The sequence below is a fragment of the Nonomuraea sp. SYSU D8015 genome (genome assembly GCF_008065375.1).
GTDB lineage: Bacteria > Actinomycetota > Actinomycetes > Streptosporangiales > Streptosporangiaceae > Nonomuraea.
The window spans coordinates 20,360-31,259 of sequence record NZ_VJYI01000018.1; the positions used below are offsets into that span (position 1 = coordinate 20,360).

Annotated in this window: 12 protein-coding genes and 1 riboswitch; of the genes, 6 read left to right on the forward strand and 6 right to left on the reverse strand. The window is 74.3% G+C overall.

Annotated features, from left to right (window positions below; all coding sequences use genetic code 11):
* Positions 1–62 precede the first annotated feature (62 nt).
* On the forward strand, positions 63–803 hold the full coding sequence (locus ID574_RS46025; RefSeq protein WP_188195393.1) for an SDR family NAD(P)-dependent oxidoreductase: 741 nt from the start codon (positions 63–65) through the stop codon (positions 801–803).
* Positions 800–1,594, forward strand: coding sequence for a class I SAM-dependent methyltransferase (locus ID574_RS46030; RefSeq protein ID WP_188195394.1), 795 nt, complete (start codon positions 800–802; stop codon positions 1,592–1,594). The genes ID574_RS46025 and ID574_RS46030 overlap by 4 nt, the downstream gene beginning before the upstream one ends.
* 171 nt (positions 1,595–1,765) lie before the next feature.
* Here the strand turns inward: ID574_RS46030 and ID574_RS46035 are convergent, their stop codons facing one another.
* The 3 genes from ID574_RS46035 to cobF form a co-directional block, all read right to left on the reverse strand.
* Positions 1,766–2,752, reverse strand: a complete 987-nt coding sequence (locus ID574_RS46035) for an NAD-dependent epimerase/dehydratase family protein (RefSeq protein ID WP_188195395.1) — start codon at positions 2,750–2,752, stop codon at positions 1,766–1,768.
* 109 nt (positions 2,753–2,861) lie between these two features.
* Entirely contained in the window at positions 2,862–3,371 is a 510-nt protein-coding gene (locus ID574_RS46040) for an O-acetyl-ADP-ribose deacetylase (protein WP_188195396.1), read from the reverse strand.
* A gap of 10 nt (positions 3,372–3,381) precedes the next feature.
* On the reverse strand, positions 3,382–4,146 hold the full coding sequence (gene cobF, locus ID574_RS46045) for a precorrin-6A synthase (deacetylating) (RefSeq protein ID WP_223167769.1): 765 nt from the start codon (positions 4,144–4,146) through the stop codon (positions 3,382–3,384).
* A 68-nt stretch (positions 4,147–4,214) separates the two neighbouring features.
* On the opposite strand from cobF, the gene ID574_RS60820 reads away from it, so the two are divergent.
* The 4 genes from ID574_RS60820 (at position 4,215) to ID574_RS46060 (ending at position 7,354) form a co-directional block, all read left to right on the forward strand.
* Positions 4,215–4,601 (forward strand): pyridoxamine 5'-phosphate oxidase family protein, encoded by a 387-nt coding sequence (locus ID574_RS60820; RefSeq protein ID WP_223167770.1) that lies wholly within the window; start codon positions 4,215–4,217, stop codon positions 4,599–4,601.
* Positions 4,598–5,797: a precorrin-6y C5,15-methyltransferase (decarboxylating) subunit CbiE gene (gene cbiE, locus ID574_RS46050; protein ID WP_223167771.1), complete on the forward strand. Its 1,200-nt coding sequence runs from the start codon at positions 4,598–4,600 to the stop codon at positions 5,795–5,797. The genes ID574_RS60820 and cbiE overlap by 4 nt, the downstream gene beginning before the upstream one ends.
* Positions 5,794–6,537 (forward strand): precorrin-4 C(11)-methyltransferase, encoded by a 744-nt coding sequence (gene cobM, locus ID574_RS46055; protein WP_188195399.1) that lies wholly within the window; start codon positions 5,794–5,796, stop codon positions 6,535–6,537. Before cbiE ends, cobM begins: the two co-directional genes overlap by 4 nt.
* 76 nt (positions 6,538–6,613) lie before the next feature.
* Positions 6,614–7,354 (forward strand): cobalt-precorrin-6A reductase, encoded by a 741-nt coding sequence (locus ID574_RS46060; RefSeq protein ID WP_188195400.1) that lies wholly within the window; start codon positions 6,614–6,616, stop codon positions 7,352–7,354.
* Here ID574_RS46060 and cobJ read toward each other — a convergent pair.
* From cobJ to cobG, 3 genes are read right to left on the reverse strand one after another with little or no spacing between them, the layout of a single operon-like run.
* Positions 7,345–8,826: a precorrin-3B C(17)-methyltransferase gene (cobJ, locus tag ID574_RS46065; protein WP_188195401.1), complete on the reverse strand. Its 1,482-nt coding sequence runs from the start codon at positions 8,824–8,826 to the stop codon at positions 7,345–7,347. The genes ID574_RS46060 and cobJ overlap by 10 nt on opposite strands.
* A gap of 5 nt (positions 8,827–8,831) precedes the next feature.
* Positions 8,832–9,452, reverse strand: a complete 621-nt coding sequence (locus tag ID574_RS46070) for a precorrin-8X methylmutase (protein WP_188195402.1) — start codon at positions 9,450–9,452, stop codon at positions 8,832–8,834.
* Entirely contained in the window at positions 9,449–10,651 is a 1,203-nt protein-coding gene (cobG, locus tag ID574_RS46075; RefSeq protein WP_223167772.1) for a precorrin-3B synthase, read from the reverse strand. Before cobG ends, ID574_RS46070 begins: the two co-directional genes overlap by 4 nt.
* A gap of 28 nt (positions 10,652–10,679) precedes the next feature.
* A riboswitch (cobalamin riboswitch) is annotated at positions 10,680–10,871 on the forward strand.
* Positions 10,872–10,900 lie beyond the last annotated feature (29 nt).

The window sequence follows — 10,900 nt, forward strand, 5'->3', positions numbered from 1 at the left end:
GCCCGGGCCGGGCGTGGATGGCGGCGGCGCGGGGTGCGGAGGGGGCTGGCAGGATGAGGGCCATGCGGAGAACGGCTGTGGTGACCGGTGCGAGCAGCGGGATCGGCGCGGCGGCGGCGCGCCGGCTCGCCGTCGAGGGCTACGAGGTGGTGGCGGGCGCGCGGCGTCGCGAGCGGCTGGACAAGCTGGCCGCGGACGAGCCGTTGATCAGGGCGGTGACGCTCGACGTGACCTCGCAGGAGTCGGTGGACGCGCTGGCGGCCTCGCTGGAGCGGTGCGACGTGCTGGTCAACAACGCCGGCGGCGCGCTCGGCCTGGAGACGGTCGCCGACGGGCGGCTCGACGACTGGCAGCGGATGTACGAGGTCAACGTGCTCGGCTCGCTCCGCATGACCCAGGCCCTGGTGCCCAAGCTGATCGAGTCGGGCGACGGCGTGCTGGTGATGCTGACCTCGACGGCGGGGCTGGTGTCGTACGAGGGCGGAGGCGGCTACTGCGCGGCCAAGCACGCCCAGACGTCGATGGCCGAGACCTTGCGGCTGGAGCTGGTCGGGCAGCCGGTGCGGGTCGTCGAGATCGCGCCGGGCATGGTGAAGAGCGAGGGGTTCGCGGTCACCAGGTTCCGCGGGGACGAGGCGGCAGCGGCCCGCGTGTACGAGGGCGTGCCGGACCCGCTGACCGCGGACGACGTGGCCGACGCCATCGCCTGGTGCGTGACCAGGCCGGCGCACGTGAACATCGACCGCATGATCATCCGTCCGCGCGCCCAGGCCGCGCAGCACAAGGTGCACCGCGTCACGTGAGCAAACCCGTAGGGTCCGTCACGCGGGGGACGACCGCGCACAACCGGCTGCGGCGCTGCGACCGCTGGATCGCGGCGGTGCACGGGCGGCGGCTGCGGGCGGTCGACCGGCCGCTCGTGGTGGACCTGGGCTACGGGGCCTCGCACGCCACGACGCTGGAGCTGTTCACCCGCTTGCGCCGGGTCTCGCCGGGGGTCGAGGTGGTGGGGATCGAGATCGACCCGGCCAGGGTGGCGCTGGCGAAGCCGTACGAGCGGGAGGGGCTGAGCTTCCGGCTCGGCGGCTTCGAGCTGCCCGTGTCCCGGCCGCCGGTGCTGGTCAGGGCGTTCAACGTGTTGCGCCAGTACGCCGAGGCGGAGGCCTGGCACTACTGGGACGTGCTGTGCGGCCGGCTGGCTCCGTACGGCGTGCTGGTCGAGGGGACGTCGTCGGAGAACGGGCGGCGGGCGGTCTGGGTCGGCCTGTCGTCCCGCGGGCCGGAGACGATCACGTTCTCCGCCCGGTTCGACGCCTTCGAGCGGCCCTCCGACCTGGCCGATCGGCTGCCGAAGACGCTCATCCACCGGAACGTGCCCGGTGAGCGGATCCATGCCTTTCTGCGGGATTTCGATCGCGCATGGGCGGTCAGCGCGCCCCATGGGGTGCACGGGACCCGGCAGCGGTGGCTGGCGGCCGTGCAGGCCCTGGCCGGCTCCTGGCCGGTGCCCACCCGGCCGCCACTGGGCGGTGCCGCGAGGTGGCGACTCGGCGAGGTGACACTGCCCTGGTCGGCGGTCGATCCGCGCGGTTAGGGACCTGATCCCGGGAGGGGGCGGCCGATCACCGTGGCCAGGACGCCCGCTTCCAGGCTCGGGCCAGGACGCGTCGCTGTCGAGATATGGCGCAGGTCACAGGGTGGAGCGGGTCGGGACGTGGTGTGTCACGGTAGGGGCGTGCGTCCGTGAGCGGAACGGGTCGGGGCGTCAGGTGAGGGCGGCGATCAGCTCGCGCTCCCGTTCCGCGCTGAGGCCGGCCCGGCGGGTCCGGTCGAGGCCCTGCTCGCGTTCCCAGGCCAGCGTGTCCGCCAGCAGCTCGGCCCTGGGCCGGTGGCGGAGCCCGGCGGCGCGTGCCGCGGACCCGCTGCGGGCCGAGAACCCTTCCCAGCCCGGCTCCACCAACCACATCGGCAGCGACTCCGGCCCCATGTATTCCGCCACGCCGTTCGCGAGCAGCCAGGCCGACTCGGCGGTGACCACCGGACCGGTGTGCCCGCCGATGGAGCGGGACAGTTCGACCCACTCCCCGAACGGGACGACCGGACCGACGGCGTCGTACGTGCCGACGCTGCCGTTCTCCCCTGCGTCGAGCAGCCAGGCGGTGAGATCGCGCACGTCGACGGCCTGCGTCGGCCTGGCCGGTGTGTCGGGGACCAGCATCGGCCCCTGCGGGTCACGTGCGGCGCGGGCCACCCAATAGCCCGAACGGCCGCTGTGGTCACCGGGGCCGCCGATGAGGCCGGCGCGCGCGATGAGGAGGCGGTCGCCCACGGCGGCCGTCGACGCCTGCTCGCAGGCGACCTTGGCCTCTCCGTACGACTCGCGGTCGGCCTCGTCGCGATCGGTCGGGGGGAGCAGCGGGGTGGACTCGTCCGCGTCCGGCGTGGCGTGGGAGGCGTAGGCGCTGACGGAGGAGACATAAGACCAGTGCCCGGCCCTGTCGCCCAGCGCGGCGAGCGCCTCGCGGACGAAGCCGGGCTGCCACGACACCTCGATGACCGCATCCCATTCGCGGTCGAGCAGCGGTGCGTACGCCGAAGGGTCGCGCCGGTCGGCGGCCACCAGCCTCGCACCGTCCGCGACCTGCCCGCTTTCGCCGCGGGCGAGGCACGTCACCCGATGGCCGCGCTCGATCGCCTGCCGCGCCAGCTCGCGGCCGACCCATGCCGTCCCGCCCAGAATCAAGATCTCCACTCTGGCATCCAAGCATCGCGGACCCCGGGAACCCAGGCGGGTTCACCGACAGCGGACCCGATTCGCCGACAGCGGACCGTCCGGCGACAGCAGTCCGGGGCAACCGCCCCTAGCCGCTCAGCCGCGCCTCGAACACCGCGTGGGCCGCGCTGTCGAACAGCACGAACCTGACGTCCTCGACGGACGTGTCCGCGTGACGCACCGTCTCGATCGCGATGCGGGCCCCGTCGTCCATGGGCCAGCCGTAGACGCCGGTCGAGATCGCGGGGAAGGCCACCGACCTGGCCTCCAGCTCGTCGGCGACGCGCAGCGACTCTCGGTAGCAGGAGGCCAGCAGGGCTGAGCGGTCCTCCGACTTGGAGTAGACCGGCCCCACCGTGTGGATCACCCAGCGCGCGGCCAACCGTCCCGCCGTCGTGGCCACCGCCTGGCCGGTCGGCAGCCCCTCCCGATAGGCGGAGGCCCGCAGCTTCCTGCACTCCTCCAGGATCTCCGGCCCGCCGCGGCGATGGATCGCGCCGTCGACGCCTCCGCCGCCCATGAGCGAGGAGTTGGCGGCGTTCACGATGGCGTCCACCGGCTGCTCGGTGATGTCGCCTTGCACCAGCGTGATTTCCATCTCACCGAGACTACGCGTCCGCGTCCGGCAAGCGGCGCAGCAGGTACGTGTCCATGATCCAGCCGTTGCGTTCCCGGGCCTCGGCGCGCAGCTCGCGGATGCGCTCACTGACCTCGGCGACCGGTCCTGACACGAGGATCTCGTCGGGTGTGCCCAGGTAGGCGCCCCAGTGGATGTGGAAGTCGTCCAGGCCGGTGAAGGAGCAGTGGGCGTCCAGCATGACCACCACGTCGTCGGCGGTGGGGCCGTCCTCGGCCAGGCGGCGGCCCGTGGTCAGGTGCACGGGGCGGCCCACCTGGGTGAGGCTCGTGCGGTGGCGGGCGGTCAGCGCGGCCACGCTGCTGATCCCGGGGATCACCTCGTAGTCGAACGTGACGTTCCCGCGTCGCAGGATCTCCTCGACGATGGCCAGCGTGCTGTCGTACACACCCGGGTCGCCCCAGACCAGGAACGCCCCGGTCTGGCCCTCACCCAGCTCGTCACGGATGAGCGACTCACAGGCCAGCGCGCGGCGGGAGCGCCAGTCCTCGACGGCGGCGGTGTACGCGGAAGTGCTGCGGTCGCGTTCGGGGTCGCGGGCCTCGGCGATCCGGTACGGCGGGCGGCCGTGCCGCTCGATCAGGTCCAGCCGCAGCCGTACCAGATCCTGCTTGACCTCGCCCTTGTCGACGATGAAGAACACGTCGGTGGCGGCGATGGCCTTGGCCGCCTGGAGGGTGAGATGGTCGGGATCGCCGGCGCCGATGCCGATGACGAGTAGCCGCTTCACCCGCATGAGTCTGCCAGAACCGCAGATATACGATATTGCCTCCCAAATCACCCTCAGGAAACCCGAGGAGATCTGTGAACCTGGTCGAGCAGGGCGCCGCGTTCGCCGCGTTCTGGCAGGAACGGCACCTGTGCACGCTCTCCACCGCCCGTCCCGCCGGACCGCCGCATGTGGTGCCGGTCGGCGCGACCCTGGACCTGGAGACCGGCATCGCCCGGGTGATCACGTCGGGGACCTCGTACAAGGCCAGGCTCATCGGCGCCTCGGGCGCACTGGTGGCGCTCTGCCAGGTGGACGGGCGGTGGTGGTCGACCCTGGAGGGGCGGGCCGTGCTGCGTACCGAGCCCGAGCAGGTCGCCGACGCCGAACGCCGCTACGCCGCCCGCTACAAGCCGCCCCGGCCCAACCCGTTCCGGGTCGTCGTGGAGATCCAGGTGACGCGCGTCCTGGGCAACGTGTGATCACCGTCGTCGGCATCGGGGCGGACGGCTGGGACTCGCTCTCCGCCGAGGCGCGGCGCGCGCTCGAGGCGGCGGAGGTGCTGATGGGCTCCGCCCGGCAGCTCGACCTCGTGCCCGCCTCCCCCGCCGAGCGCGTGACGTGGCCGTCGCCGCTGCTGCCGGCGCTGCCGGGGCTCATGGAGCGGTACGCCGGGCGCGCGGTGTGCGTGCTGGCCAGCGGGGATCCGATGTTCTACGGCATCGGCTCCACGCTGGTGCGGCTGCTCGGGGCGGCGAGGGTCCGGGTGATCCCACATCTGTCGTCGCTGTCGCTGGCGTGCGCCCGGCTGGGGTGGCCGGTGGAGCAGGTGGACGTGGTGAGCCTGGTCGGGCGTCCTGCGGCCGTTCTGAACGCGGCGATCCTTCCGGGGCGGCGGGTGCTCGTGCTCGGCGGCGTCCCGTCTTTCGTGGCGGGGATGGTGACCGGGCTCGGGTACGGGCCGAGCCCGATGACGGTCCTGTCGGACCTGGGCGCGGCGTCGGAGTCGGTCCAGGCGGCGACGGCCGGGACATGGGCCGGCGACTCCGCGCCCGCCTTGACCGTGATCGCCGTCGAGTGCGTGGCGGGGCCGGGAGCCGAGCCGCTCCCCCGCGTTCCCGGGCTGCCGGACGCGGCGTTCGAGCACGACGGGCAGCTCACCAAGCGCGAAGTGAGGGCCGTCAGCCTGGCGCGGCTCGCCCCGCTGCCCGGGGAGCTGCTCTGGGACGTGGGCGCGGGCGCGGGGAGCATCGCGATCGAGTGGATGCGCAGCCACCCGTCGAACACCGCCGTGGCGATCGAGAGCCGGGCCGACCGGGCCGCCGCCGTCCGCCGCAACGCCGAGCGGCTCGGTGTGCCGACGCTGCGGGTCGTGGGGGGCCGGGCGCCGGCGGCGCTGGAGGGCCTGCCCACTCCGGACGCCGTGTTCGTCGGCGGGGGCGCCACCGTGCCCGGGATGCTGGAGACCTGCTGGGCCGCGCTGCGCCCGGGAGGCAGGCTCGTGGTGAACGCCGTCACCGTGGAGTCGGAGTCCGTGCTCGCCGGGTGGTACGCCAGGCTCGGCGGCGATCTGGTGCGCCTGGCCGTGCAGCGGGCCTCGCCGGTCGGCGGGTTCACCGGATGGCGGGCCGCGATGCCCGTGACCGTGTGGTCGATCACCAGGGAGGACGAGCCGTGACCGTGTACTTCATCGGGGCGGGCCCCGGGGCCGCGGACCTGATCACGCTGCGCGGGCTGCGGCGGCTGGAGTCGTCGCCGGTGTGCCTGTACGCCGGCTCGCTGGTGCCCCGGGAACTGCTGGAGTCGTGCCCGGCGGGGGCCAGACTGGTGGACACGGCCAACCTGACACTCGACGAGATCGTGGCTGAGCTGCTCGCCGCGCATCGGGCCGGGCTGGACGTGGCCCGGCTGCATTCGGGCGATCCGTCGGTGTTCAGCGCCGTGGCCGAGCAGATGCGCCGGTTGGACGCGCTGGGGGTGCCGTACGAAGTGGTGCCGGGTGTTCCGGCGTTCGCCGCGGCCGCGGCCGCGCTGGGCAGGGAGCTGACCGTGCCGGGCGTCGGGCAGACGGTCATCCTGACGCGCACGTCGGCGCGGGCCACGCCCATGCCGGACGGCGAGGACCTCACCACGCTGGGCGCGAGCCGGGCCACGATGGTGCTGCACCTGGCTGTGCAGCGGATCGACGCGGTGGTGGCGGAGCTGCTGCCGTCGTACGGGGCCGACTGCCCGGTCGCGGTGGTCGCGCGGGCGAGCCGGGCCGACGAGGTCGTCCTGCGCGGCACTCTGGCGGACATCGCGGCGAAGGTGCACGAGGCGGGGATCCGGCGTACGGCGGTGATCGTCGTCGGGCGGGTGCTGTCGGCGACGCAGTTCCCCGACAGTCACCTCTACAGCGCTGAAAGGGCCCGTACATGAGGAGGACGGACGGTCCTGGTGGCGGCGTGCGGGATCGTGGCATGAGGCGGGTCACAGGCGTGGACGGGGCCGTGGCGTGAGGCGGGTCCTGATCCTGGGCGGCACGGCCGAGGCGCGGGCGCTGGCGGCCGAGCTGGCCGCCGACCCCGGCGTCCACGTCGTGTCGTCGCTGGCCGGACGGGTCAGCAACCCGCGGCTGCCGGTCGGCGAGGTGCGGGAGGGCGGGTTCGGCGGGCCGGACGGGCTGGCGGCCTTCCTGGTCGGCGAGCGGATCGACGCCGTGGTGGACGCCACCCACCCCTTCGCGCAGCGCATGACCGCGTCGGCGGCCGAGGCGGCGGCGCGGACGGGCGTGCCGCTGCTGGTGCTGCGCCGCCCGGGCTGGCAGGAGGGGCCGGGCGACGCCTGGCAGCGGGTCGGCTCCCTGCGCGAGGCCGCGGACCGGCTGCGCGCCCCGGGTGCCCCGACGCGGGTGTTCCTCACCACCGGGCGCCGCAGCCTGCCTGTCTTCACCGGGCTGCCCGGGGTGTGGCTGCTGGCCAGGTCGGTGGACCCGCCCGAGCCGCCGGTCCCGGACAACGTCCACGTGCTGCTCGACCGCGGCCCGTACACCGTCGAGGGCGAGACGGCCCTCATCCGCGAGCACCGCCTGGAGGTGCTGGTCACCAAGGACAGCGGTGGCCGGATGACCGCCGCCAAGCTCGTCGCCGCCCGCGAGCTCGGACTACCGGTGATCATGGTGAACCGGCCGGCGCTGCCGCCGGGCGTCCGCCTGGTGGACACCGTGGCGGCCGCGGCCGACTGGGCTCAGGGGTAGCGGCGCGGCGTGTAGACGACGCCGCGATCGGTCACCTTCGTCGTCGAGGATCCGATGATCAGCAGGCAGCGCATGTCCACCTCCGAGGTGTCCAGCTCGCCGAGCGTGGTGACGGTGACGCGCTCCTCGGGGCCGCCGACGTCGCGCCCGATCACCACGGGTGTGGCGGGGTCGCGGTGTTCGAGCAGGATGTCGCGGGCCGCGGCGAGCTGCCACGTACGGCTGCGCGAGGCCGGGTTGTACAGCGCCAGCACCAGGTCCGCCCGGGCCGCGGCGGCCAGCCGGTCGGCCACCACCTCCCACGGCTTGAGCAGGTCGGACAGCGACAGCACGCAGTAGTCGTGACCGAGCGGCGCGCCGACCCTGCCGGCCACCGCCTGGGCCGCGGTCAGCCCCGGCACGATCCGCACCGGCACGTCGGGGAAGCCGGCCGCCGCCTCCTCCAGCACGGCGCTGGCCATGGCGAACACGCCGGGGTCGCCGGACGACACCACGGCCACCCGGGCGCCTGCCCTGGCCAGCTCCAGCGCGTGCCGGGCGCGCTCGGCCTCGACCCGGTTGTCGGTGCGGTGGCGGCGCTGGCGCGGGTTCGGCGCCACGCGGTCCACGTACGGGCCGTAGCCGACCAGGTCGGTGGCCGCGGCGAGGGCCTCCTGCGCCTCCGGTGTGAGCCATGGCCGCCCGGCCGGGCCGAGGCCGACGACGACCACCTCCCCCTGGGTCTCGGCCGGCGGGGGCTCGGGGACGAAGGTGCGTTCGGCCGGGCTGGCGAGCAGGGCCAGCGAGAAGTACGGAACGCCGTCGGCGTCCACGTCCTTGAGCGGCGCGACGCGCTCGGCACCCATGGTGGCGCGCTCGACGTACCAGGCGTCGTCCAGCCGCCCGGCCTCGGCCAGGGCGTCGCGTACCTTCTCGAACGTCCTGCCCAGCTTCAGCACCGCGGCCGAATCGGTGGCGCGGAGCCGCTCGGCCAGCACCTCGGCGGGCAGCGTGCCGGGCAGCACGGTGAGCACCTCGTCCCGCTCCACCAGCGGCCGCCCCAGGACGGCGGAGGCGGCGCTCACCGAGGTCACGCCGGGCACCACCTCCGTCGGGTAGCGGTGGGCGAGCCGCTTGTGCATGTGCATGTACGAGCCGTAGAACAGCGGGTCGCCCTCGCTCAGCACGACCACGGTCCGGCCCGCGTCCAGGTGGGCGGCCAGGCGTTCTGCGCAGTCGGCGTAGAAGTCGTCGAGCGCGCCCTGGTAGCCGCCGGGGTGGTCGGTGGTCTCCGTGGTGAGCGGGTAGAGCAGGAGCTCCTCGATCTGGCCCTCCCGCATGTACGGCAGCGCGATGGATCGGGCGATGCTGCGACCGTGCCTGGCGGCGTGGTACGCGATCACGTCCGCCTCGCCGATCAGCCGGGCCGTCTTGACCGTGACCAGCTCCGGGTCCCCCGGGCCCAGTCCCACCCCGTACAGCCGTCCCGTCATCGCCCTCACTCCGTCTCACTCGCGATGGCGTTGACCGCCGCCGCCGTCATCGCACTGCCGCCGCGGCGCCCGTGCACCACCAGGTATTCCAGGCCGCTGTCCGCCAGGGCCCGCTTGGACTCGGCCGCGCCGATGAAGCCGACCGGCACGCCGAGCACCGCCGCCGGCCTGCCGGCGCCCTCGGCGACCAGTTCGAGCAGCCGGAACAGCGCGGTCGGGGCGTTGCCGACGGCCACCACCGCGCCGTCCAGGCGGTCGCGCCACAGCTCGAGTGCGGCGGCGCTGCGCGTGGTGCCGAGGCGTTCGGCCAGCTCGGGCACGCGGGGATCCCGGAGGGTGCAGACGACGTCGTTGCCGGCCGGCAGCCTCCGTCTGGTCACGCCGGAGGCGACCATCATGGCGTCGCACAGGATGGGCGCGCCCGCGCGCATGGCCTTGCGCGCCTCCGTGACGACCTGCGGCGACCAGTCGAGGTCCGCCACGAGGTCGGTCATGCCGCAGGCGTGGATCATCCGTACCGCGACCTGGGCCACGTCCGGGGGCATCCCGGTGAGGTCGGTCTCGGCGCGGATGGTCGCGAACGAGCGCCGGTAGATCTCGGCCCCGTCGCGGATGTAGTCGGTCACTGGCGCCTTTCCTCGTATCCGGTGGCGGTGGCCACCATCTGGACGACCCGGCCGCGCGGGAGCCCGCATCGCCGCTCGCATCCGGCCCAGTGCACGGGGGTCGCGGGCGGGCCGTCCAGGGCCGCCACCCACCGCCGCGCGTCCTCCTGCACGTCGGCCAGGGATTTCGCACATCCGGGGCGGCCGGTGCAGGCACTCACCCCGACCCAGGGCGATCCCGGGTCGGTCACCAGCCCGGCGTCCGCCAGCATCCGCGCCGCCCGATCCGCTGCCGTGGGTGTCAGGTCCAGCAGTACGACGGTCCGCCACGGGGTGAACCGCACGGGCACGGCCTCCCGTGCGCCGGCCGCGTCGGCGATGGCGTGGGCCTGGGCGGCGGACAACCGGCCGAGCGGCACCACAGCCTCCAGCGCCACGTGCCCGTCCCGCTGCTCGACGCGCCCCGCCCGTTGAACAGGTGCCGCCCGCTCTTCCTGGCGCTGTGGCACGGCGGGGCCGGCCTCGGGGACGCACAGCCGGGCGGCGATGCGGGCGGGTCCGTCCTCCAGCTCCGCGATCCGCCACGCCGTCCGGTCGCGGTCGGCGAGCCCGCGTTCGCGCTCGTCGAGGAATGCCTCGGCGGCGGCGATCATTTGCGCGACCGCCGATCCCACAGGTATCGCCGGCCCGGCGTCCCGGCCGGCCAGCAGCAGCCGTCCACCCGCGGCCACCGGCACATACGCGACATCAGCGCCCAGTCCCAGCATGTCCCCCGTGCCGTCGTCCACTGCGAACAAGAACCGTCCAGGCAGCTCCGCCAGCCGGGGACGCGCGCACAAGGCCAGGTCCAGGGCCTCCACCACGGGCTGCGTGTCCAGCAGGCCGCCGGCGCGCCCGCCGAGCGGCGAGGCGACGATGTTGCGTACCCGCTCGTGCGCCGCCGACGGCAGCAGCCCCGCCGCGGCGATCCGCCCGGCGAAGGCGGTCGGCGACCGGAGCCCCCGCACCTGAACGTTCGCCCTCGACGTCAGCTCGATCACACCGGAGCCCAGGTTCGCGGCGCACGACGCGAGCTCGCGGAGTTGCCCGGTGGAGATCGCCCCGCCGGGCAGGCGGACGCGGGCCAGCGGCCCGTCGGCGGCCTCGTGGACCTGGAGCGCGCCCGGGCAGGCGTCGGCGCGCTGGCGTCCGGCAGGTCCAGATATGTCGGCTATGGGCACGATCAGGATGCTAACGCCAGTTCTGTCGCGGGTCTCTCCTGTCGTAGGCTCCTCGGTAAGCGATGGCAAAGGGAGGAAGCCGGTGCGAAACCGGCGCGGTCCCGCCACTGTGACCGGGGAGCGACCCCCACCGCAGGCCACTGCCCGGCGACGGGCGGGAAGGCCGGGGTGAGCGGCGATCCGGGAGCCAGGAGACTCCTGCCGCCGCGACACCCGCTACCGGGGCGAGGACCCCGAGGGAGGATTGCG